16 protein-coding genes are annotated in these 23895 nt (G+C 70.8%); 6 read left to right on the top strand and 10 right to left on the bottom strand.

The annotated features are described in order from the left end of the window. The first annotated feature begins 1 nt into the window (after position 1). Complete coding sequence (locus tag ACOOHF_RS12640; protein ID WP_420461969.1) at positions 2-1711, top strand: serine hydrolase domain-containing protein; 1710 nt, start codon at positions 2-4, stop codon at positions 1709-1711. Positions 1712-1775: 64 nt separating this feature from the next. Here the strand turns inward: ACOOHF_RS12640 and ACOOHF_RS12635 are convergent, their stop codons facing one another. The 7 genes from ACOOHF_RS12635 to ACOOHF_RS12605 all read right to left on the bottom strand — a co-directional run bounded on the left by ACOOHF_RS12635 (position 1776) and on the right by ACOOHF_RS12605 (position 10271). Beyond that, complete coding sequence (locus ACOOHF_RS12635) at positions 1776-1982, bottom strand: hypothetical protein (protein ID WP_419935202.1); 207 nt, start codon at positions 1980-1982, stop codon at positions 1776-1778. Between the two features lie 111 nt (positions 1983-2093). Continuing rightward, entirely contained in the window at positions 2094-4031 is a 1938-nt protein-coding gene (locus ACOOHF_RS12630; RefSeq protein ID WP_420461968.1) for a prolyl oligopeptidase family serine peptidase, read from the bottom strand. Beyond that, a complete protein-coding gene (locus ACOOHF_RS12625) occupies positions 4028-4852 on the bottom strand; it encodes an amidohydrolase family protein (protein ID WP_420461967.1) in 825 nt (274 codons plus the stop codon). The genes ACOOHF_RS12630 and ACOOHF_RS12625 overlap by 4 nt, the downstream gene beginning before the upstream one ends. Beyond that, positions 4849-6816: a prolyl oligopeptidase family serine peptidase gene (locus ACOOHF_RS12620; protein ID WP_420461966.1), complete on the bottom strand. Its 1968-nt coding sequence runs from the start codon at positions 6814-6816 to the stop codon at positions 4849-4851. Before ACOOHF_RS12620 ends, ACOOHF_RS12625 begins: the two co-directional genes overlap by 4 nt. Before the next feature lie 54 nt (positions 6817-6870). Beyond that, positions 6871-7431, bottom strand: a complete 561-nt coding sequence (locus ACOOHF_RS12615; protein WP_420461965.1) for a hypothetical protein — start codon at positions 7429-7431, stop codon at positions 6871-6873. After that, complete coding sequence (locus ACOOHF_RS12610; RefSeq protein ID WP_420461964.1) at positions 7428-9239, bottom strand: M66 family metalloprotease; 1812 nt, start codon at positions 9237-9239, stop codon at positions 7428-7430. The genes ACOOHF_RS12615 and ACOOHF_RS12610 overlap by 4 nt, the downstream gene beginning before the upstream one ends. Before the next feature lie 15 nt (positions 9240-9254). Further along, on the bottom strand, positions 9255-10271 hold the full coding sequence (locus ACOOHF_RS12605; RefSeq protein ID WP_420461963.1) for a M14 family zinc carboxypeptidase: 1017 nt from the start codon (positions 10269-10271) through the stop codon (positions 9255-9257). A gap of 151 nt (positions 10272-10422) precedes the next feature. Here ACOOHF_RS12605 and ACOOHF_RS12600 point away from each other — a divergent pair, with 151 nt between their 5' ends. After that, entirely contained in the window at positions 10423-11001 is a 579-nt protein-coding gene (locus tag ACOOHF_RS12600; protein ID WP_420461962.1) for a hypothetical protein, read from the top strand. 10 nt (positions 11002-11011) lie between these two features. Here ACOOHF_RS12600 and ACOOHF_RS12595 read toward each other — a convergent pair whose 3' ends face one another. Together ACOOHF_RS12595 and ACOOHF_RS12590 are read right to left on the bottom strand one after the other, a co-directional pair. After that, the gene (locus tag ACOOHF_RS12595; protein ID WP_420461961.1) at positions 11012-14593 is read right to left on the bottom strand and encodes a UvrD-helicase domain-containing protein; all 3582 of its coding nucleotides are present in this window, start codon (positions 14591-14593) and stop codon (positions 11012-11014) included. Further along, positions 14590-17739, bottom strand: a complete 3150-nt coding sequence (locus ACOOHF_RS12590; RefSeq protein ID WP_420461960.1) for a PD-(D/E)XK nuclease family protein — start codon at positions 17737-17739, stop codon at positions 14590-14592. The genes ACOOHF_RS12595 and ACOOHF_RS12590 overlap by 4 nt, the downstream gene beginning before the upstream one ends. 205 nt (positions 17740-17944) lie before the next feature. Between ACOOHF_RS12590 and ACOOHF_RS12585 the strand changes: the two genes are divergently transcribed. Genes ACOOHF_RS12585 through ACOOHF_RS12570 form a run of 4 tightly spaced genes read left to right on the top strand, consistent with a single transcriptional unit; the run spans position 17945 to position 23007 of the window. Beyond that, on the top strand, positions 17945-18562 hold the full coding sequence (locus ACOOHF_RS12585; protein ID WP_420461959.1) for a HEAT repeat domain-containing protein: 618 nt from the start codon (positions 17945-17947) through the stop codon (positions 18560-18562). Beyond that, the gene (locus tag ACOOHF_RS12580; RefSeq protein WP_420461958.1) at positions 18559-20034 is read left to right on the top strand and encodes an amidohydrolase family protein; all 1476 of its coding nucleotides are present in this window, start codon (positions 18559-18561) and stop codon (positions 20032-20034) included. The genes ACOOHF_RS12585 and ACOOHF_RS12580 overlap by 4 nt, the downstream gene beginning before the upstream one ends. 20 nt (positions 20035-20054) lie before the next feature. Then, the gene (locus tag ACOOHF_RS12575) at positions 20055-21281 is read left to right on the top strand and encodes a CapA family protein (protein WP_420461957.1); all 1227 of its coding nucleotides are present in this window, start codon (positions 20055-20057) and stop codon (positions 21279-21281) included. Between the two features lie 52 nt (positions 21282-21333). Then, a complete protein-coding gene (locus ACOOHF_RS12570) occupies positions 21334-23007 on the top strand; it encodes a serine hydrolase domain-containing protein (protein WP_420461956.1) in 1674 nt (557 codons plus the stop codon). A gap of 61 nt (positions 23008-23068) precedes the next feature. On the opposite strand, the gene ACOOHF_RS12565 is transcribed toward ACOOHF_RS12570, so the two are convergent. Next, entirely contained in the window at positions 23069-23728 is a 660-nt protein-coding gene (locus tag ACOOHF_RS12565) for a zinc-binding dehydrogenase (protein ID WP_420461955.1), read from the bottom strand. Between the last annotated feature and the right edge of the window lie 167 nt (positions 23729-23895).

The following is a 23895-nucleotide window of genomic DNA, read 5'->3' as shown; positions in this document are numbered from 1 at the left end:
AATGACGATCCTCAACCGAATTCCCACATCACGGCCGAACCGGCGGGTCGGATTGACCGCCGGGATCGTCGGGGCGGCCATCCTGCTCGCGGCGCCAGCCGCCGAAGCACAATCCTGGCCTCCACCTCCTCCCACGGTCGAGGAGATCGACGCGTGGGTCGAGGACGCCATGGCGCGCTGGGAGGTGCCCGGGATGGGCGTGGCCATCGTGCATGAGGGCGAGAGCTTCCTGTCCACCGGCTATGGAGTCCGCGAACTGGGGAAGTCCGAACCCGTGGACGGGGGGACGCTGTTAAGCATCGGGTCGTGCTCGAAGGCGTTCGGCGCGGCGACGCTGGCCGCGCTGGTCGAGGACGGCCGCCTGTCATGGGACGACCGGATCACGGACCACGTCCCGTGGTTCCGCCTGCACGATCCGTGGACCACACAGGAGATCCGGGTCCGGGATATCGTCACGCACCGCGTGGGGACCGGGAGCAACCAGCCGCTGAGGCCCCTCGTCGTGGACCGGCGCGACTATCTGACCCGACTCCCGTACATCGAGCCCGCCCATCAGTTCCGGGATCACTACGGCTATACGAACGACATGCTCGTTCTGACGGGTCATCTCGTCGAGACCGTCTCGGGAACGGACTGGGATTCCTACGCGCGCGAAAAGCTCTGGAATCCGCTCGGCATGACGACGACCACGGCGCGCATGGGCCCCGCCAACGCCAGTCCCAATCACGCCGAGCCGCACGCCATCATTGAACGGAGGTTCGCGGGGGACGCCGCAACGACCGGGATGCCGCTCGAGTCCGTGCCCTGGCAGTACGCCGAGGACGTGACGGTGCCCTCGGGGGGCGTGATTTCCTCGGCGGATGAGATGACCGAGTGGATCCGGCTCCACGTCGACGCGCACCCGAACGCGCCGCTCTCGGCGTCGTCCATCGAGCTGATGCATACACCTCATACGGTCATCCGCAATCCGAGCAGCTGGATGCCGTTCGAGGGGCCCGGAGCGTATGCGATGGGCTGGACCACCGGCCGGTTCGGGAACGTCACCGGGGTGGGCCACGGGGGCAACGCGCTGGGCTTCAACTGCGCCATCGCGCTCGCGCCGGAGCACGGGTTCGGCGTGTGGGCGACGACGAACCGGAACTCGGAGCTGGCCTGGGTGCTGACGAAATGGGCGCTGGCGCGTTTCCTCGGCACCGAGGAGCTGCGCAACCGCGACTGGCACGGGGAGCGTGAGCGGGCCGTCGCGGCAGGCAACCGGCGCGCCTTCGAGGCGGAGGAGGCGCGGCAGGCCGCGCGGCTCGACCAGGGTCCGTCGGTGCCTCTCGACAGATACGTCGGGGCCTACCGGAACGGCTACGCCGGCGAAGTGCGGGTGCGCCTGATGGACGAAGCGCCCCCGCCGCTCATGCCCGCGGAAGGGCGGGTCGGGCGCTGGGACGCGACGCCGGGGCGGTACGAGCGTCCGGCCACCGACGTCGCGGGCGCGGGAACGAACGGGGCGAACGGAGCCCGGGGCGACGAGGCACACCTCGTGCTCGAGTTCGACGGTCGCGAACGGCCGCTTCGCCTGCCCCTCGAGCACTGGCACGTCGACCGGTTCGACGCCTGGTACGGCGACGTCCGGATCGGCGTCTCGTTCCTGCTCGACGACATGGCCCGCGTGACGGGCGTCGAGATGGACTACTACGGCCGGCTCGACCGCCTGCCCTGAACCGCCTGTCACCGGGTGGCCCGGCGGGCGGGTCACCCGGTCGACAGAGGCCCGGAGCGGCGGATCAGCGGCCGGAGAACCTCTTCGCGTAGCCGTACGCCGTTGCGGCGGACACCAGATGGCAGACCCAGCCCCACGCGCCACCCGTGCCGATCCACAGGCCGGGGGTCACGAGCAGCCAGAACAGCCCGCGCAGGATCTTCCCGTTGTAGAGCTGCCCCAGACCCGGGACGAGGAAGCTCAGTATCGCCGCGGTAGGTGGATTCCTCACGTCTATCCCCTCGAGACATCAGCAGAAGCGTCGGTCGGCGGTCGCCCGCCCTCACGGTGACCTCGTACGAGGGGCGCGCGCGCCCGGTTTCCCGCCGGGCGGGAGCGAGCATCAGTCCGCGGCGCAGCCGCCGAGGTGCCGGGTGAAGAACTCCTCCAGACGCGAATAGGTGTCGACGCGGTTGTCGGGGTTCCGGAAACCGTGCGCTTCGTCCGGGTAGGTCTTCACCTCGACGCTCTTCCCGAGCCGCTCGAATTCGGCCACCGCGTGCTCGAAGTTCTGGATCGGCACCCGGCGGTCGAGTTCCCCGTGCATCAGCAGGACGGGGGCGGTGATGTCTGCGATGCGCGACACGACGTGGCTCTTCGCGTACGTGTCGGGCCGTTCCTCGGGCGTGCCTCCGTGTCCGGTGACGGAGAAGATCTTCCCCAGCCGATCCGTATACTCCAGCGTGTTCAGCTTCGAGTAGGCACCCCGCATGGGGACCGCCGCGTCGAACCTGTCCGGCGTGAGGCTGACCGCCGACAGCGACATGCTCCCCCCGTAGCTGCCGCCGTAGATGCCCACCTTGCCGTTCACATAGGGGAGCGTGCGCAGGAAATCGGCCGCCGCACCCGCATCCCGCGCCTGGTCCCACAGCCAGTCCTCGACGGAAAGATCCTGGAACTCGCGCCCGAACCCCGATCCCCCGCGGTAGTTGATCGCGAGCACCACGAACCCCTTCGAGGCGAGGTACTGCTCGGTGAGGTTCAGACCCTGCTGGTAGGAGTTCGTCCCGCCTCCGTGGACCTGGACGAGGGCCGGACAACTCGCTCCCTCGGCAAGCCGCGGCGGGCGGTACAGGAAACCCTGGATCCGGAGTCCATCGAAGCTGGAATAGGCGATCTCCCGGGGCGCCTCGACGGACCGCCACACGGGGGCGAACGAGGTCAGCCGCTGCGGGACCCCGCCGATGAGGTCCAGGGCGTACGCTTCCCCTCCCCGCGTCGGCGACGCGTGGACGAAGGCGAGGCTCCCGGCGCCCGCGGTGTGGCTAACGCCGGAAATCGTCCCCTCCATGTGCGTGACGCGCGTGGCCACGCCGCCCGCGGCGGGCACCGCCCACACGTTGACCGTGCCCCGTTCCAGGTAGGGGAAGTAGATGAATTCCCCGTCCGCCGACCACGACGGGGCGTGCCGCATCGCCGCGTCGGTGGCGTGGACCTGCATGTCCACGATCCGCTCCGAGGGCCCGGCCGCGCCGTCCAGGTCCTCGACCACGTAGATGTAGGAGAGGTCTTCGTACCAGTATTCGCCCTTGGCGGTGCCGAACACGGCGATCCGGTCGCCCTCGGGGGACCAGACGGGCGTGGACATCGCCATCAGCGTCCGCGTGAGCTGCCGCCGGTCCCCGGTTTCGACCTCGACGATCCAGAGGTCGTCGTGCCAGTAGTCGGAGGCGTTCGAGACGTAGACGAGTTCGCCCCCATCCGGAGACCAGGCGGGCGCGAAGCGCGGATCGTCGAGCGCCATCGCGGCGTCGGTCAACTGGCGCGGGGGGCCCGAGCCGTCGGTCGACACCAGCCAGATATCCTGGTGGCCGCTCTCCGTCGAGTAGAAGGCGATGGTCCGTCCATCCGGGGAGAACGCGGGCGCCCGCACGCCCTCCATGGCGTCCATCACTGGGCGCGCTTCGACATCACCGACGTCCGCGACCCGGATCTCGCCGCCCGCGGCGAAGGCGATCCGGCCGCCGTCGGGCGCCCAGGCCGGGTTCGCGCCCTGGAGCCAGAAGCCGGGCGACCCGAACCCGCCGCCGTCGGCCCGTTCCGCGAGGTACAGACCCGAACCGCCGGGTCCCGGGCCGGAGATCGCGAGGTTTCGGCCGTCCGGCGAGATCGCGACGCCGCGCACGCCCGCGCTGGTCCGGTGGATGTTGTCGAGCGTGAGGTCGAGTTCCGCCGGCGCGCCGCCCCCGGGCATCCCATCGCCGGGTGCCACGCACGCCCCCGACACCAGGATCAACGAGGCGATCCACGGGGTTCCGAGAAAACGATTCGCGCCTTTCACGCCGCCACCTTCGATTCCGGCCGGCGCAGCACATGCCCCGGGAGGGCGTCCGTCGGCGCTCCATCGTCCACCACGAACTCGCCGTTCAGCAGGACGTGCGTCATCCCCTCCTGGAAGACGAACGGATTCAGGTACGTCGCGTCGGTCCGGATCGTCTCCGGGTCGAAGACGACCACATCCGCCTTCATGCCGGCTGCGAGCCGACCCCGGTCGGGGAGGCGCAGGACCTGGGCCGCGAGGCCCGTCAGCGAGCGGATCGCATGCGGGAGCGTGATCGTCCCCCGCTCCAGCACATGCCCCCGGATGAGACGCCCCGAGGTGCCGTACTGGCCGGGGTGCACGGCCGGGTTGTCCCGGATGTCCGGCCGGTCCCCGCCGCGGTCCAGCGTCACCGCCGTATAGTCCTGCACCATCCACTCGACGATGTCCTCGGTCCCCACCGCCTGCGCCATCCAGAGGACGCCGCCCGGGCGGTCGAACCCGTTCATCTGCAGCCAGATCGCCGTCTCGAACGGCGTCTCCCCGCGCTCCGCCGACACCTCCGCCAGCGTCTTCCCCACCAGCTTTTGGAGGGCGATAAAGCCGGGCGTCACGTACTTCCCCGCCGCGTTGACCACGCGGTCCGCGGTCGCTCCGGAGAGGTCGCCGACGGCCACGATCTCGTCGCCTCGGATCCCGACGTCCGCGCGGAAGTACGGATTCCCCGAACCGTCGAGCACTCGCCCGTTCCGGATCAGGACATCGTACGATTGCGCGGACGCCGGCATGGAGGCGAAGAGGACGGCTGTAAGAGCGATCAGCGCGGGCAGTCGAGCTCTCATGGCGCGGACTCCGTGTTCAGTCGCAGGTGTCGGGCGAAGAGCGCGTCCATGCGTTCGAGGATGTCGCGCACGGTCGCCTTGTAGCGCCTCAGACTGTGATCCTCGTCCGGATACTCGATGTAGGAGAGGAGGTCGCCCTTCCCCGCCTCGCGCATGCGCTCCGCCCACACCTGGGACTGGCGCGGGGGCACGGCGGCGTCCCTCAGCCCCTGCAGGAGCAACTGGGGAACCCGGACGTTGTCGACGAAGTTGACGGGCGATCGTGCCTCGTATTCCTCCGGGATCTCGTCGTATGGCCCGCCGAACTCCGAACGCTCGCGACGCGGGCTGCGGCTGGCCGTCCAGTGCCGTCCCGAGGCGGCGAAACGGTCGTTGGCGAGCAGGCGCCACTCGGAGACCGGCGCCCGGATCACCTGCGCCTGGAAGGCGTCGGGCGCCTCCGTGGCGATGACGAGGCTCATGTAGCCGCCGCCCGATCCGCCCCACGTCGCCTTGCGCGTCATGTCGACGTAGCCGAGCCCCTCGAGGAAGGGGAGAACGTTCATCACATCCTGGAACTCGACCCCGCCGTAGTCCGCGATGTGGAGATCGTGGAAGCCCTGCCCGAAGCCGCGACTCCCGCGCGGGTTGGGGGCCGCGACGACGAAGCCGCGCTGGACCCAGTACTGGCGCATCATCTCGAACGAGTGGTTCCACTGCCCGGGGTGGCCGTGGAGGCGGACGATCACCGGGTACGTGCGGGACGGGTCGAAGTCACGAGGGCGGTAGAGGAGCGTCGGGATCGGCAGGTTGTCGGGGCCGGGGTAGTACACCTCCTCCGCCTCGCTCAGCCGCTCCGGGTCGATGCGTCCCATCGAATTCGTGACCTGGACCGGCCGCTCGCCCCACTCTCCATCGTTCCAGGCGGTCTTCCAGATGTCCGGGGTGCGGGTGTCGGACTGCTCGAGCCAGGCGAGTTCGTCTCCATCGGGCGAGAAGCGGGGCTGGGAGCGCCTCCCCTTCCCGTCCGTAATCGCCCGCGCCGCCCCCATCCCGTCGGCCGGCGCGACCACGACCTGGTTCGAGAATCCGGACGCGTCGGAGCGCGTGAAGACGAGCCAGCGCCCGTCGGGAGACCAGGAGATGCCGCCGTGCTCGCGTTCGTCGTACGTGATCGGCGTCACGTCGCCGGTTTCGATCCGGACGATCGCGACCTGGGCCCACCCGCTGCGACCGTTCGTGAAGGCGAGCCGCGTGCCGTCCGGAGACCACGCGAAACCACCGTTCCCCCCTCCGATCGCGGGGTCCACGATGACGCGACTCTCGGTGCCGCCCACGGCCCGGATCCTGATGTCGCCGCCGCTGGAAAAGGCGATGGAGCGACCGTCCGGGGAGAAGCGGGGTGAAGTCTCGTTCGCGTCGCCCGCCGTGAAGAGGCGGGGCCAGGCGCGGGAGTCGGCGAGATCCCGGAGGAAGATCCGCGGGCCCGCGGGGGTGCGGACCTGATAGGCGAGCGTGCGGCCGTCCGCCGAGAGCGTCGGCGCCGTCTCGATGACCGCGTCGTTGAAGGTGATCGGGGTCGGCGCGGCACTCGACGGGGCGGTGGGGATCCGCCACAGGTTGTCGTAGCCCTGGTAGTAGCGGGCGGAGACGAAGACGAGTTCATCGCCGCCGGGAGACATGCCGAGGCTCTGTGCCGGCTCCGGACGGGCGCCTTCCGGTGGCCAGGCGAGCCCCTCGGGAACGCCCCCACCCGAAGCGACGCGGAAGATCGCCAGCGTGCCCGAATCGTGCGCGTTCGATGTGTAGTAGAAGGCGTCCCCATCGGCGGACCACACGAACTCCCCGACCCGCGACACGCTCAGCCAGTCGTCGAGCGATTGCGTGAAGGCCGGGCGGGCGCAGAGGACGAAGGCAAACGCCGTCGCATGGAGCGCGGAGAGGAAGAGTCGCGAGGCTCGGGGCGGGGGGTGTGAGCGGTTCATCCGACCCTCCGGGGTTCAGTCGGCGCGCGTGACGCGGAAGCTGGAGTCCAGTTCCTAGTCCAGGTCCAATCCTACGCCCAGATCGATCCCCAGCGCGACGGCGTGGTCAGCCCTGGAGGGCGTATTGGCGGACATGCGGCGCCAGGACACACCCGGCCCGAAGCGCAGCCGGCCGACGCGGATCCGGATCCCCGCGCCCGCCTCGACACCAAGGCCGGCTTGCGGCGCTTCCCCTTCCGTTCCTACGCCAATGGCGCCGTAGAGGACACCGATCCGCGCCCAGAGCGCGCCCCGGGACAGTTCCGCCCCGAGAGCGGCGTGGTTTCCGATCACCGTCGGTTCGCTCCCCCGGCAGAACCCCTCCTCGCAGCCGAACGCGGTCCGGACGTACCCGGCCGCGAGCGTGATCCCCGGGCGCACCTGCCTCCCGACGCGGATTTCGTACGAGAACTCCGGCACCCAGTCGAGGCCCGCCTCGGTGGACGTGTGGTTCCCTGCCATCCACCCGCCGCGCACTTCCGCCGAGGTCTGCTGCGCGACGGCGGCGCCGGCGGTCAACGCGGCGGCCACCCCCAGGGCGATCCCGCGCCCCCCCCGGCTCCCCCGTACGCTCATTCGCGGGGCCCCGAGATCGGGCCGCCCGGCACCCCGTCGCTCATCACGACATTCATGCCGGCCGCCCAGTCGGGCATCGCCGCCCCGTCCCGGAGCACGCCGCGCAGGCGGCCCGTGTCGGGGTCCGTGACCAGGGTCACCCGGCGGCCCCCGGACCGTGGCAGCACGACCGAACCTTCCGGACCCGAGAGCCGGATCCGGTCGAGTCCGTCCGGGCCCGCCCAGCCCGGCTCCCAGGGGATGGCGAAGGCGAACTGTCCCCCTCCGAACTCGAGTTCATCCGGCGCGAACGCAAGCGAGAAGAGGCGTCGCCCGTCGCGGTCGAAGCCCTCCAGCCGGTAGGGGCCGTCCTCGACCGGCAGCTTCCGGGGCGCCTCGATGACGAAGGAGGGTTCGAGCAGGAGTCCCGCCTCTCCGGTGCTGCCCCAGAGGAGCAGCGTCTCCCCGGGAGCATCGGTCGGCGTGAGCGACTCCCGCGCCACACGGAAGTTCAGTGCCCGCACGAAGTGGTAGTCGCTGATCCAGCTGGGATCGCAGTACGTCATCAGGTCCCAGTACTCGGAAGGGTCCACGATCTGCGTGATCCCGGCACGGGTCTCGTACCCGAACGCTCCGATCGAGCCGTCCTGGTAGGGGAAGTTCGGATCAGGATTGCTCGCGCTGCCGCAGGGCGCGTGCCGCAACCCCATGTTGTGGCCCAGTTCATGGGCGAACGTATCGAGATCGAGCTGGCCCACGCTGGTCGGCCGCCCGATGTAGCCCAGACCCGAGTACGGAGCGTCGGAGGGTTTCGCGAGGGCGCCGTAGTAGTAGCCTCTCTCTCCCTCCGCGAGGCGAAGCACGCTGATCTCACGGATGACCTCGAACCAGCCTCCGATCGTCGTGAGGTCCGCCGACGTGCGGTAGGGCTCGTGTACGGTCACGCTCAGGTCGCCGACGGGCAGGATGGAGCGGACGAAAGTCATCTTGGGGCCCGTGGCGGTGATCCCGTCCACCCATCTTAATACCGCCCGGTCGTCCAGCGGGTGCAGCACGGGCACCACGGTCAGGTCCAGGGTCGGAAGCGCGCGCACGTCGAGAGCCAGGCGTCCCCGGGCGGGCACCCGGACATCGCTCCCCGCGATCGCGGGGACGATGCCATCCGGGTCCAACTCAACTACCAGCTCCACCCCCGGCTGCAGGACCCACCCCGGCACTTCCCCGTTGAAGGTTCGATCGAGCCGGCCTTCGTCGACGGCCACCGGTATCCGATCCACGGCCGGACTCAGCCGCATCGTGTGAATCGGCGCGCCGTCTTCGTAGAACGTGGCCAGCGGGCGAGGCCGGAAGAAGCTCGTCCGGTCGCCCGTGACGAAGACGCGCAGGAGCGCCGCGCGGCCCGCGATCAGGGGAACGTCCCCGCCGAGCGTCTGGACCGCTTGCGTCATGTGAACCGCGGCCGCCTCGATCTTCACGTTGCGGGGGTTCACGCGCAGCCGGGCTCCGGCGCTCAACCGGGCGAGCCCCGCCCGAACCCGTACTTCGCGGCCGGCCTCGAGGCCCTGCGCCCGGCCATCCGGCCCGACGGTGGCGACCAGCGGGTCGGAAACGGACCACTCCGCCGGCGTCCAGGAGGGGATGTTCCGGAACTCCACGCCGTCCTCGTCGAGGACCCTCAGCCGATACGCGGCGCTCTCGCCCTCGAGGACACTCGTGTCCGCCGGCGCGATCTCCAGGGTCCGCGGGATGCGGTCCGGTTGCGACGCGAGGTCTCCGCACGCGACGAAGGACAGGCCCACCGCCACCGTTCGAAGAACTGGTCTCGTCACCTCAACCATCACGCCTCAACCATCCCGGGGGTCGTGAACCTGCCGCAGCCCCGCCGCGATGAACGTCCACTGGAGGGCCATCTGATCGCGCACCGGCATCGCGACGAGACCTTCGGCCGTCGCGGAGCGGGTGATCGATTCCGGCGCGCATCCTCTCGACAACTCCAACCTCCAGGCATCGAGCCGCCCGTACCAGCGTTCCGCCACCGGATCCGGCGGTCCAGGCGTATCGCCGACGCCGGGGAGGAGGAAGAGCGGCATCTCGGGCACGAGCGTGAGGGTATCGTAACCGAACGAGCGCACGGTTTCCATCGAACTCGGCCGGAAGCGGGACGCCGTCTCGAAGTCGCCGCGTTCCTCGAAGTGCGCGGCCATGCGTTTCGAATCGGGACGTGATGCGAAGCCTCGCTCGAACCGGAAGAACCCCTTCTCGCCATGTCGCTCGACATCGTGGAGCACATGGCCGAGCCTTTCGACGTGCTCGCGGCAGGCCGTCTTCAGCCCTTCGCAGCGGTGCTCCCAGGCGCGGTCGATGAGGAAGAACGGCCCCGCCGCGAATCGCGTGCCGTGCAAGGAGGCGTGGAGCACGAAAGGGCGATCGGCACGGCGCCACCAGTCGTACGCCGCCCGGTTCTCGGGGCGAGCACCCGAATCGCCGGGGTCGCGCGGAAATCCGAATTCGATATCGTCGCCCGGAAGCTCTCGCGCGGCCCCGTTCAGATACCGCCCGAGGTCGTAGCCGACGGCGTCCGGGTCCTGCCACGCCGCGTTCCGGAGTTCCCCATCGGGATTGATATGAGGAATGATCCACCACTGATAGCGCGTGAGCATGGGATCGTCCGCCTCGAGTCCCGCCAGGTATCCGGCGAGGCGGCGCAGGAGGCGGGGCCCGACGGGCTCGTCCGCATGACAGCCGCCGAGGAGGCTCACGGCCGCGGGACCGCGGCCGAAGCGGTGACCGAAGATCGGCCGCCCCTCCCGCGACCTCCCGAGCGCCACCCCCCGCTCCGGGAGCGATTCCTCGGCGACCACGATCTCGTCGAAACGTCCCGCGAACCGGATCGCGATGTCGACCTCCTTCGGGGTTGGGCTGCCTCCGCATGAACCCTACATTCACGTCCCCCTCCGCATCACACGGGTCGCGGAAGGAGGATGAACCTCGGCCCCGGACCGGTCTCGAGCGATGATCGAGTCTCTTACGCTGGCGGCGTTACCCTTCCTCATGCTCGCGACAGGGGTGGGTTTCCTCCTCGGGTGGTGGATCCGTGGCCGACACATCACCGGGCGAGAGCTGACGCTCAAGCGAAACTTCGACAATCGCGTCACCGCCATCGAGGACGACGCGCGGCGCGTGCTGGAACGGGTGCAGGCCGATTCCGACGTGCGGCGGAAGAGGCTGGAGGCCGAACGCGACCGGCTCCACGCACGTCTGTCGAGATTCGAGGCCAGCGGGCGGGCGCCCGCAAGACCGCAGTCGGCGGCGAGGAGGGCGGGGAAAGAGCGTTTCCGTTCCCGTCCGTCCGGCTCTGCCGCCGCCCAGGCGCCGAGAGAGACGGACGATCTGAAGCGGATCAAGGGGATCGGGCCCGCCTTCGAGAAGCGGCTCCGGGAGCTGGGCCATAAGACGTATCGGGATATTGCTCTGTGGAGCGCCCGGGACATCGAGGAACTGGGCGAGGGGTTCGGGGCGCGCGTCCGGCTGACCGAGTGGTCCGCCCGGGCGGCCGAACTTCATCGCGGCAAGTACGGCGTCGATCCCTGACCGGGAACCGTCAGAGCGCGAGCACGATCCCGCACGCCGGCTCCCCCGTCGCCCGCCGCACGGCCTCGACATAGCAGCCGACCTGCGCCTCATACGCGGCGCGGCCTTCCCCCACTCGCCGATCCGTCTTGTAGTCGACCACCACCCAACGCGCTTCCGACCCGGCAATTTCCCGAAAGGCGAGATCCGCGACCCCCTCGACGACGGCCCCGCCTTCGTCCGTCTGGAAGACCGGGACCTCGCGCCGCACCGCGCCGGAGTCGAGGGCCGCAGCGACGCGGGCCCGCCTCAGGACCTCGTGTTCGAGGACGCGCGCGGCGAGGGTGCCGGCCGCGGCGATCTCGGTCGCCGGGCTCCCCGGACCCCGGCCGAGGATTTCGGCCAGTCGACCGACCTCCTCGGCCTCCGCGTCGAGGGGTGCCTCCGCCAGAATCCGGTGCACGAGCGTGCCGAAGCTCTCGCCTCCGGGGCGCCCGTCCCCGTCCGGACCCTCGTCGGGGGGACGGGGGACGGCGATCCACTCGACTTCGATTCCGGAGGCGAGCGGCGTCCCCGCCTCGGCCGCCGCGCGCGCCACCGCCTTGGTGGTGCCGACCTGCATCAACGCGCTTCGCCCGGCCCCGAGACTCGTCTCGCGGGCGGCCTGCCACGCCTCGTGCGCGCGGCGTCCCGCCTCGACATCGAACGTGTGCTGCTCCTGCCTCTCGACCTCGAGGAGCCGCTTCTGGCGTTCTCCGGCGAGCGCGTCGGCCTCGCGGTGGAGGAGGGCCGGGTCCCACCACAGGACCGGAGTCCCGGCCTTGGACACGTGAACGCCCGGCGCGACGGATTCGCGCGGCGTGGGCCGGGGCTCGCCGTGCCTGTCCAGACGCTCGAGGACCGACTCGGTGCCGAAGGCAGGGACCCCCAGCGCCTCGGCGGAGGCCGGCTCGCGACGGGCTCCAGGCGGGGGGTATACGGCACGGTTCATTGAATCGAGCCACCATTCGCCGTCTGCGCCGGAGGTCCCGCCCTCGCCGTCGCGCCCGTCCCCGAGCGCCGGGACCACCAGCAGGTCGCGGGCGCGGGTCGCCGCCACGTAGGCCAGCCGGTCGGCTTCGGCCATGTCCCGTCTCCGCTCGAGGTCCCGGTTGTCCAGCAGGTCCCGCGGCGCCGCGCCGCACAGCGGCTGGACCCACAACCCCTTCGCCGCGTCCACATGGCGCGTGGGCGTCTCGAACGTCGCGTTGCAGGTCATGTCGGCGAGGAGGACGACCGGGAACTCGAGGCCCTTGGCCTTGTGCACGGTCATCATCCGCACGCCTTCGGTCCCCTCCTCGACGATCGGGGCCTCCTCGGCCTGGCCGCGCTCCGCTTCGTCCTCGAGGCGATGGAGGAAGGCCCGGAAGGAGGGGGCTCCACCGCGCTCGAAGGCTCGCGCCCGGTCGACGACCCGGAGCACGTTGGCGAGCGCCTGTTCACCCGTGGGCCAGATCGCGATGCCCGCATGCGCGCGCACGGTCCCGAGCAGCCGAAGGATGGTCTCCGGCAGGGGTCGGTGGTTCCGGAACCGGTGAAGTTCCCCGAGGAGTTCCAGGACCTCGGCCACGGCCCGCAACTCGGGCTTGAGGTCCGCCACCTGATCGGCGCGGTCCCCTTCCCCCCAACCGGCGAGCGGGTGAAGCGGGCCCACTTCGGCGCCGAACTCGAACAGCGCGCGGTCCCCGAGCGAGAAGAGCGGACCTCGGAGCGCCGCATAGACGGACAGGCGGTCGTCCGGCCATTCGATCGCCGTGAGCGCGTTCCGGACCGCCAGCACCTCCTCACGGTCGTAGTACGATCGTCCGCCGACCAGGACGTGGGGGATCGCCCGGGCTTCGAGCGCGCGCACGTAGGGTCTCGTGACGTCATCACCCCACATCTGGAAGCGCCGGAAGAGGAGACAGACGTGCCGGGGCTGGACGGGGACGGGGACCCCCGGCCGCTCCCGGTCCGTCACGGTCCAGTTCGACTCGCGGACCAGCCATTCGACGAATGCTCCGACCGCGACGGGAAGGGATTCCTCGATTGCACGCTTCCAGATCGAACCGTAACTGCCATAGGGCTCCGGTACCGGGAGCGCGATGATGGCGGGTTGCCCCTCGAGATCCGCCCGGTGCGGAGCGAGCGGCACATACCGCGCCTGGCTGCCGTCTTCGGTCGCGGTCATCCGCGTCTCGAAGGCCCCGTTCACGGCCGCCTGGAGCCGCGGCTGGGACCGGAAGCTCGTCGACAGATGCAGGACCCTGGCGTCCGCCCCGGCAAGGCGGCGTTTCGTCCGCTCGTACAGCATCACGTCCGCCCGGCGGAACCGGTATATCGACTGTTTCGGATCGCCGACGACGAACAGCTTCCCCCGAACGGGGGTGAGTCGCTCCGGGTGCGCCTCGTCCGGATCGTCGCTGCACAGGAGGAGGAGGATCTCGACCTGGAGCGGGTCGGTGTCCTGGAACTCGTCCACGAAGAAGTGGGTGAACCGGCTTCGATAGTGCCCGCGTATCCCGGCGTCGTCGCGCAGGAGGTCCCGTGAGCGGATCAGGAGGTCCACGAAGTCGAGACGACCTTCCCGCCGTTTGACTTCCTCGTACGCGTACGTCACCGGCCACAGCTCCTCGCGGAGGTCCGCCGCCAGATCGGCGTCCGCCAGCGCGAGGATGCGTTCGAGTTCGGCCTTCACGCCGTCCCGCCGCGCGATCACGTCGGCCTTCGCGAGACCGGCCCCGAACTCCCGGGAGCGAAAGCCGCGCCACTTCCAGCCGCGCCAGCGCTCGCGCACGAACCTCCGAAGCCATGCCTCCAGCTGGTCGTAGTCGCGCCCGCGGACCTCCTCGCGCAGATCCAGTTCGCGCACCCGGCTCTCGATATGGCGCAGATTCTGCGTCAGGTAGTCGTCCTGCCGCGCGGCGCGCGGAGCCAGGTCCGCGAGCGCCCGCAGGAGATCCACGGCGCGGTCGAGTTCGGCCGCGCGGTCCCATGCGGGGCGGGACCAGGCCGCATCGAAGTCGCGCTGGTCGACGAGGCGGCCCGCCGCCCCGCGCAACGCGGCGCGCGGGCCGCCCGAGTTCCGGGCGTAGCCCCGGCGCAGCGCACGGCGGACTCCGGGGGGCGGATCGGCGAGCGCCTCCCGGAACCAGCGCTCGAACGCGACGTTGAGAAACCGTCCGGCCTCGTCCTCCGCGGCGACCTGGAAAGCCGGATCCACCCCGGCCTCGACCGGCCGCTCGCGCAGAAGATCGGCACAGAAGCCGTGGATGGTCCCGATATGCGCGAGTTCGAGCTGCTCCAGCGCGCGAGCGAGGTTGTCGCGGGCCGGACCCGGTTCCGCGCCCGCGCGGGCGGCTTCGATGTCGCCGCGCAAGCGGAGCTTCATCTCGCCCGCGGCCTTTTCCGTGAAGGTCACCGCAACGATGTCCTCGAGCGTCCCGCGGCCGTGTTTCAGCACCTCCACGATCCGCCCGACGAGCGCCGTCGTCTTGCCGGTCCCCGCGGCCGCCTCGACGAAGAGCGTCTCATCGAGATCGTTCAGGATCGCGTCGCGCGCGTCCTGGTCGGCGAGTCGCGCGGGCCGGTTCACGGGCATTCCCTGAGACGCCGGAGTTCGACGGGCGCGGGCTTGCGCCTGACGCGGCGCTCCTCATCCGGCCCGCACACCGGCCGATAGTCGCACCACCTGCACGCGCCCTCGCGCGGCAGGGCCGGGAACCGTCCGGCCGCGAAGGCGTTGCGGACGACGTCGCTCAGGAGCCCCGCCGCCTCGCTCGCCCGCTCGTCCAGCCGCACCTCGTGATCCCTGAACTCGCCATCGGTGGTGCAGTAGTAGAGCCGGCCCGAATCCACCCGGGCGTCCGGGAACAACGCCTGGACCGCGAGCCCGTACAGGACCGGCTGGAGCAGTTCGCCCCCCTGGATGATCGCACCCGGCTTCGCCCGGTGGCGCCCCGTCTTGTGATCCGTGACGCGAAGCACGCCGTCCGCCGTGCGTTCGACGAGGTCGATGGCGCCCCGAAGCTTGAGTCCGGTCTCGAGTTCGATCGGTTCCAGGACGGAGTGCGCATCGCGATCCGGATCTCGCGGAAGCCCGAACGAGAGCTCGAAGCGCCACGGCTCGAAGGGCGTCCGCCGAAGACTCTCGCGCTGCAGCCATTCGCGCAGATCGAGACGGATGGACTCGATCCCGTCGTCCCAGACCCGGTCGATCGCGGGCACGAGCCGATCCTTGAAGTCCGCAGCGACGCTCTCCAGCACCTCCTCCAGAAGCTCCAGGACCGGCGCGAGGTTCCGGGGGGCCACCGGCAACAGGGGCCGGCCCTCTCCGCTCTCGGCCTGCAGCCGCGTGAGCAGTTCGAACTGGACCTGATGCACGAGCGAGCCTCGCTGGAGAGGGTCGAGCGCCTCGATACCGACGGGTGCCTCGCGCGGACGCAGTCCCTGGATGGCGTGCAGGTAGAACCGGTAGGGACAGGCGGCGAAGTGCTGCAGGGACGTGACCGAATAGGGGCGTGCGACGGGCGACAGATCGGCCAGGGTGGCCGCCGCCTCCTCCGGCAACTGCACCAGACCGTCCGCCCATGTCCAGCGGGGAACCTCCCACCGGTAGGCGCGAAACCGGAGGGCGCGCGCCAGATGAGGGTTCGCGTGCAGAAGATGCCCCGCGGCCCTCACCGCACGGTCGCCGCGGAGGCCGAGGTGGTCCAGTACCGCGAGATCGTATTCAGCTTCGTCGATCGCCTTCTCGCGCGACTTGGGAGCCGGCCAGCCGATCCGCGCGTCCGACACATCCTCGGCCCGCTTGGCGAGTTCCTCGAAACCCGGCAGCCGTCCCTCCGACGCGTGCACGGCCTCGAGCGCGTAGAAGGAGGGGACCCGGGGCCTCGCCTTCATCGCCTCGATGCGGGGATACGAGAGGACGACCTGCTCCCTTGCCGCGCCGGCGGCGAGCCGAAAGGCGAGCCGCTCGTTCGCGACCCGGTCCGCGTTCGTCGCGAGTCGATTCGGCGCGAGGGCTCGCCGGACCTCGTCCAGGAGAATCGGATCCTCCGCGATCTTGGGCGGAAACACCCGTTCGGCCAGGCCGGGGACGAACACCACGTCGAACGCGAGCCCGCGAGCCGCGTCGATCGAACCGACGAAGACGCGGCCGTAGCGATGGGCGCCCGGAGGGGAGGTGACCTCGCCCAGCCGCGACCCGAGCACCCGCAGCGCCTCGTCCAGTTCGACCGGCCCCACAGGCCCCAGCGGCCCCAACCGGGACAGGGCCGCGAGCACGTTCTCCGGATGGCGAAGCGAGCGGCTCGCGAGCGCGCTCAACGCGGTCAGCCACTCGCTCCAGGGCGCCTCGCCGGGCAGCGCGGAGAGGGCGGCCAGCAGGGGCAACGCATAGTCCCTCAAGCAGGCGAGGTTGGCCCGCGACCGATCGATGCGCTCGATACGCGGATCGTCGGGATTCTCGTCCGCCAGCGCCGCGCGCTTGAGGTCGAGTTCCGCCGCGAGGCCGTGGAGCCGTCGCTCCCAGCGATCCAGCCCGCCTACGACGGCCGCTTCGACGAGCAGCTCTTCCCAGCGGCGCGGCACCCGCCGAGGCTCTTCTCCGTCCATGGGGTCCGGCACTTCACCGATCGATACGTACTCGGCGAAGCGCAGGGCCGAATAGTCCTCCGCCCGGCAGCGCAGCAGGGCGAGGAAGGCCCGCCCCGCGGGATCGGGGCGCCGCAGGCCGGCGGCGAACCACGCGGGGATGCGGGCGCGGTCCAGCGCTTCCTCCAGGTAGGGTCGGTAATCCTCCGGCCGGTGAAGGAGGATGGCGCAGCGGTCGAACGGAGTCCCCGCCTCGGCGAGGGAGAGGAGCCGCCGCGCGATCTCGACCGCCTCCCGCCCCTCCCCGGGCGCCGAGAAGACCGTCACGGCCTCGTCCGGCTCGTGCGGGACCGGCGCCGACTCGAACAGATGGGTGTGCAGACGACCGATCGCGCCGCCCGCAGAGGGTGGCATCCGCGAGGCATCGCGCGGCTGCGCCCCGGCCCGCCGCAGCGCGGCCAGCGTGCGGGGGTCTCCCTCCGCGACCGTGGCCAGCACGTCCGGACTTCGTCCGACCAGGGCCCGCACGAATCGCACCTCCAGTTCCGTCCAGATCCGCGCGTCGAGGACCAGCAGCGGCCGCCCCAGGGCCGGGTGGCGAAAACCGGGGTCGCCCAGCGCCCCCGTCGCGGCCTCGAGGAGGCCGGCCCGGTCCGTCAGCCCGGCCGCGCTCCACTCCGCCTCGACCGCACGGCCGAACGCGGCCAACTCGGCGTCCGTCCCGGCCACCTCCGCCGGCGCGATGCCCGCCATCCGCAGTTCGTGCAGCGCTCGGCCCATCGCGCGGATGAAACCCGGCGTGTCGGACACGCGCGCGAGGCGGCCGAGTTCCTCCGGGTCGAGCCGCATCAGGGCCCGGGCGATGATGGCGTCGCGCGCAACCCCATCCCCGACCGCGAGGCCGGAAGCGGCGAGGGGCACGAGGCCGAGTTCCCCGGCGAGGAGTGAGAGCGTCGTGCGGCGCCAACCCATCGCGGCCCCCGCCGCTCGAGCCGCACGCAGCACGAGTTCGTGCGGGCCTGCGAGGGTCTCTCCGATGATCGTCACCTCGGCACCGGGCGGCCTCGTCTCGAGCCAGCCTCGCGCGGCGGCGAGGCGCACGGCGGCGGTGGGGGAGACGATGAACTCGGCGGATGGCGCAGACATGGGCACAACCTAGCGTCATGGCCGCAAGCCGCCATCAACCGGCGCCCGCGGTCCCCGCTTGACGGCGCCGAGTCCGCCCGGCGATCCTCAGGAGCAGGATCCGTTTCGGGGCCGGTGGATCGCTTCGGGCCCCGAAAGTCCCGGTCGGCGCCCGGGTGTCGCGCTATCCGGGGCGCCGGACGACCCTCACCGTGAGCGGGACGGCATGACGGAAGGCGCACGCTGCGGCACCGCGCTTCACGAGTCGGCGCACGCGGCGACGATCCGCGGGATGATCGCTGCCGCCCCGCCCTTTCGCCCGGGTGCATCGGCCCCCGAACTCGTCGAGGAGTTCGCGACTCCCGCCAACCGCATGCCCGCCTTCCTCGCCCTCCATGAGCGCGGGGAGGAGGTTCTGCCCCACATCCGGGCCGGCCTCCGGCACCCCGACTGGCAGGTGCGCCGTTGGTGCGCCCTGTTCGCCGACACCTTCGCGGACGCGGAGACCCTTCGCGCCCTGGTTCCTCTCCTCGGCGATCCGAAGAGCCAGGTGCGCCTGTGGGCCGTTCATTCGCTCGCCTGCGAGACCTGCAAGGACGGCCCGAACCCCGTCGATCCGATCCCGCTGCTCCTCGAGCGGATCGCGACGGACGAGAGCCTCAGGGTGCGGCGGCAGGCGGTCGCGATGCTCGCCCACCATCTCGCGCCCGACCCGCGCGTGACCTCCGTCTTCCGGACAATTCTCGCGGAGGAAGAGGACCGGAAGCTCCGGCTTCACGCGGAGGAGGGCCTGAAGCGCTACGGCGCCGCCGCGACGGCGGCATCGGGAGGTGCACCGTCATGAGAACGCCGCCGGACCCGGGAGCGCCCGGCCGCGAAGGCTCGATCGAGCGACGCGACTTCCTGCGTGGCGCCGCGCTGGCCGGCACCGGACTCGCCCTGGGCTGCCGTACGGACGCCGGGCGGGCGGAGCGTGGCGCCGTCGATCGCCCGCCGCCCACGGGAACCGACGCGGCGTCGGCGCCCCCGCTGCTCATCCACCGGGCGAGCGTCTTCGACACCCGAACCGGCGCCATGCGCCCCGACACCAGCGTCCTCGTCCGGGACGGCCGCATCGAGGCCGTGGCCGCCGCGGCCGAACTCGGCCCCGGCAGCGACGCCGCGGAGGGCGCCACGCGGGTCGATGGCGCCGGCCTCTTCCTCCTCCCCGGCCTCATCGACGCGCACGTACACGTCAGCCACATCCTCTACCAGTCGCACATGACGGGCGACGAGGTCCTTCCCTTCTACCTCGGCCACGGGGTCACCTCGATCCGCAGCACGGGCGACAACGTCCCGGCCCAGCGCCTCGTCGAACGCTTCTCGGACGACCACCCGGAGATCTCGCCCAACGTCTTCCGGTGCAGCTTCCTGATCGACGGCGATCCCCCCTGGCACCCGGACGTGGGGTGGACGCTCCGGACGCCCGAGGAGGTCGAACCCTTCGTGGCGGACATGGCGGCGTGGGGTGTGAAGACGCTGAAGGTCTACGTGGGCACGGGGAGGGAGATCGGACGGCGCGTGATCGAGGCCGGACACGAGCACGGCCTCGTCGTCACCGGACACCTCCTCGATTACCACACGGCGGACGCGGTACGCGACGGTCTCGACTGCATCGAGCACATCTACACGGTGTCGAACTTCCTCCTCGACGATCCGGAGGACCGGCATTCCATCAACCTGGATTCGGACGAGTGCCGCCGCCTCGTCGACCTCATCGCCGAACACGAGGTCCGCGTCGATCCGACGCTGATGGTCTTCTGGGGGACGCTGCTGTTCATGGACCTCCCGGAGGTCTACGGACATCCCGACCACGATCCGATGCCGGCCCGGCTCAAGGCCTTCTGGGACCGCGACCGTGAGGCGCGCATCCTCGACTGGGGCGCGGCCCCCCTGTCCGTACGGGAGGGGACGTGGGACAAGTACCTGCGCCTCACCGGCATGCTTCGCGACGCGGGCGTACGGCTGCTCGTGGGAACCGACGCGCCGGAGCCGCAGGTCGCCCCGGGGGCCTCTCTGCACCACGAGATGGAATTCCTCGTCGATGCCGGACTCTCGCCGGGAGAGGCCCTCACGGCGGCGACGTTCGAGAACGCGCGCATCCTGAGGGAGGAGGAGAACCGGGGTTCGATCGAGCCGGGGCTCGTCGCCGACCTCGTCCTCCTCGAGGCCGACCCCCTCGATGACATCCGGAACACGCGGCGCATCCGGAGCGTCGTCCGTGACGGACGCCTGCTCGACCCGGCCCGGATCCTCGCCGCGGCCCCGACCCAGTGACCCCGCGACCGGAGGCTCCCATGCCCTCAGCCCGCCGCAGGATCCCGCTCGCGCTTCTCGCCGGGGCCTGGGCGCTCGTCCCCGCGGCCCGTCCGCTCGCCGGCCAGGAGATCACGCTCATCGCGGTCGGCGACATCGAGTGGTCCCGCACGACCAAGGCGCCCTCGATGTTCTACGACGCCCCGCAGCGGGGCGGGAGCGGCGTCCTGTGGGACCGCGACGACGGCTGGATCCGCGTTCCCTACGCCGCGACCCCGGAGTCGCGCGCCTTCCTCGAGGCGGAACTCGGCACCCCCATCATCGGCGAGAACGCGCACCACCTGCGGGCGCACCACTACGGTCTCTCGTTCGGGGACCGCGAGGAGGAGGCCCGGTATCCGCTGCGCCGCGCGGCGGATGTCCTGCGCGCGGCGGACATCGCGTTCGCCAACCTCGAAACCCCGATCTCCGACGACGCGCGCTGGAGCGGCGCCTTCCGCACCCCCTCCGCCTTCGCCGACGCCCTCGCCTGGGCCGGCATGGACGTCGTCGCTACGGCCAACAACCACGCGCTGGACGCCGAGGGCGAGGGGCTGCTCGACACGATCCACCATCTGAGCCGGGCCGGGGTCGGCCATGCCGGGACCGGCCGCGACCTCGAGGATGCCCGCCGCCCGTACGTCCTGGAGCGCCGCGGCCTCCGCGTCGCGTTCCTCGCCTACGCCCAGTTCGTCAACGACGGCGGCTCCTCGTTCGCGACCACGGACCAGTCGGGCGTCGCTCCGATGGACCCGTTCCTGATCCGCGAGGACATCGCCCGCGTCCGCGACCAGGCGGACCTCGTGCTGGTGAGCTTTCACTGGGGGATCGAGAACAGCCAGGACGTCCACCCCGGCATGCGCGCCTTCGCGTACGACGTCCTCGACGCCGGAGCGGACGCGATCCTGGGCCACCATCCCCACATGCCGCGGGGGATCGAGGTCCGGGACGGGAAGCCGATCGTCTACTCGATGGGCAACTTCATCTTCGGCCACAGTCACGACTACTGGATGGACAACATCGCCGTCCGCCTGCACATGGGTCCGGACGGCGTGACCCGGGTCGACGTCCTCCCCCTCGCCGGACGCGGAGACGACCTCTCGCAGCCGTACGTCCTCGAGGGCGAGGCCGCCCGCACCCTGCTCGAGGACATCCGGACGCGGTCCGCCGAGTTGGGGACCACCCTCCGCATCGAAGGGGACGAGGGCGTCATCGACATCGGACGCTGATGGGGCCAAGTTTCGAACCCCATTCAGGAGCAGAACGATCAGGAGCGGAATGATGAAGACACGGCTCTGGACGCTTACCCTCCTTCTCGCGACGGGACTCGCCTGCGCGCAGGCCGACTCCGGCGAATCGCCGGACGGCGCGGTCGAACTCGCGGCCCTCGACGCCGTGTTCGCCGAATACGCCGATCCCGACGGGCCGGGCTGCGCCTTCGCGGTCTCGAGAGACGGACAGCAGGTGATGGCGCGCGCCTACGGGATGGCCAACCTGGAATGGGACATCCCGAACACGCCCGAGACCGTGTTCGAACCGGGGTCGGTGTCGAAGCAGTTCACCGCGGCGGCGACGATCCTGCTCGCACTCGATGGAGCGATCGATCTCGACGACGACATCCGGGAGTACTTCCCCGAGATGCCCGACTACGGCGAGCCGGTCACCGTGCGCATGCTGGTCCATCACACGAGCGGGCTGCGCGACTGGGGCTCGGTCGCCGGCATCGAGGGCTGGGCGCGGACCACGCGTATTCACACGCACAAGCACGCGCTCGACATCGCCAGCCGGCAGCTGGCGCTGAACTACGAGCCGGGCCTCTACTACTCGTACACGAACACCGGGTACAACCTGCAGGCGATGCTCGTGGAGCGCGTGACCGGCCAGACCTTCGATGAGTTCTCGCAGGAGCGGATCTTCGGACCGCTCGGGATGACGAAGACGCAGTGGCGCGACGACTTCACGGAGATCGTGGAGGAGCGCTCCGTCGGATACACGCCCGGTGAGGACGGCGAATGGCACATGCTCATGCCGTTCGAGAACGTGCACGGGAACGGCGGCCTGCTCACGACGGTGGGGGACCTGCTCAGGTTCACCCGCAACCTGGACACGGGTGATGTGGGCGGCCCCGAATTCATCCGTCTCATGCACGAACAGGGTACGCTCTCGACGGGGCAGCAGATCAGCTACGCCGGCGGACTCTTCGTCGGCGAATACAAGGGCGTCCGCGAAGTCCAGCACTCCGGAGGGACCGCGGCGTACCGTGGCTTCCTGACGCGCTTCCCGGACCACGGCGTGTCCGTGTCCGTGATGTGCAACGCGGGGCCGGCCAACCCCGGGCGACTCGCCCGCGAGGTGGCCGAACTGTACCTCGGCGACGCCATCAGCGAGGAATCCCAGGGCGGCGACGTGGCGGGCGTGGAACTCGACCCGGCCCGCGTCGCCGCCCTCGCCGGCGGATACCGGGACACCCGCACGGGACAGTTCATGGAGCTGACCGCGGACGGTTCGTCCCTGCGCGTGGGCGACGGACTCGGGGGCCTGGAGCTCACGCCCGTCAGCGAGACGGAGTTCGTTTCCCCGAACGGCGTATCCATCGCCTTCGAGGGAACCGGGGAGGGGGGAAGACCCGCCGCGATCATGAACACGCCGGTGGCCGAGAACGTGCGCATCGAGCCGGTAGGCGCGTTCGCACCCACGGCGGCCGACCTCGCCGCCTATGTCGGAGCCTACCACAGCGACGAGGCCGAGGTGACGTACTGGGTGGAGATCGAGGACGGAGATCTGATGCTCAAGGACCGCTACGGCGACGGCGGGGCGCTCGAGCCCGTCTATCCCGACGCGTTCACCCGGGGCGGCTCGACGTACATCTTCCACCGTGGCGAAGGAGGCCGCGTCGCGCAGGCGAGCCTGAGCCAGGGCCGGGTCTGGGACCTCCGCTTCGAGCGGCTGCAGTAGACGGCGGCCGGGCCGCTATAGCCGGAAGCAGCCGGCCTCCGCGCGCAGGCGGGGCGGCTCCTCAGGTCTCGACGAGGACCTTCCCGCCGGCGCGGCCGGACTCGAGCAGTTCATGGGCGGATGCGGTCTCCGCGAGCGGGAACGCCTTCGCGATCCGGACCTCGAGTTGCCCCGCGGCGAGCCAGGTCGTGAGGTCCCGGATCGCGGCGCGACGCGCGGGGGCCGGGAGCAGATAGCCCTGCACGAAGTGGATCCGCACGTCCTTGAAGGCGAGCGGATAGTAGTCGAGCCGTAGTTCGGGACCCGAGGTCGACGAGTAGGAGGCGATGGCCCCGTTGGGGCGAAGGACCGCCACGTCTGTGTCGAGATTGGCGGCGAGGTCCACTTCGACCACGCGGTCCACGCCTTCGCCCTCCGTCAGCTCGAGAATCCGGCTGGCCACATCTTCGCGCCGGTAGTCGATGACGTGCCGGGCCCCGCCCTCACGCGCGACCGCCGCCTTGGCGCGGATCGTCCCGGCACCGTCCGAGTGGGGTACGATCCGCGAGTGTCGCATGGACAGGCCGATCCAGCCCGCCCGCCGCTTCGTGTCGGAAGGGTTGACGCCCGAGACCGCCACCCGCACGCGGACCTCTCCCGGCCCCGGCGGCGGCCGCTCGAGCTCCCCGAACCGCAGCACCTCTCGCGCGGGGCCCGTCGTCTCGTACCAGATCGCTCTCACGCGCCTCCTCCGCTGCGCCGTCCGCCGGCCCAGCGCCGGATTCCGGATCCTGCGGGGCAATCGGGCGCCCGCGGGTTCCGGAGGCAATGCCCCCGCGAAATGCCCTCTTCGGGCGAGGACCGTGTACATTCCCGGCGTTCGACACCCGCGCGCGCTCGATGACGGAG

The organism is Candidatus Palauibacter sp., assembly GCF_965216145.1.
Taxonomy (GTDB): domain Bacteria; phylum Gemmatimonadota; class Gemmatimonadetes; order Palauibacterales; family Palauibacteraceae; genus Palauibacter.
The sequence above is the reverse complement of the archived record's forward strand: the minus strand, read 5'-3'. Positions and strand labels throughout refer to the sequence as shown.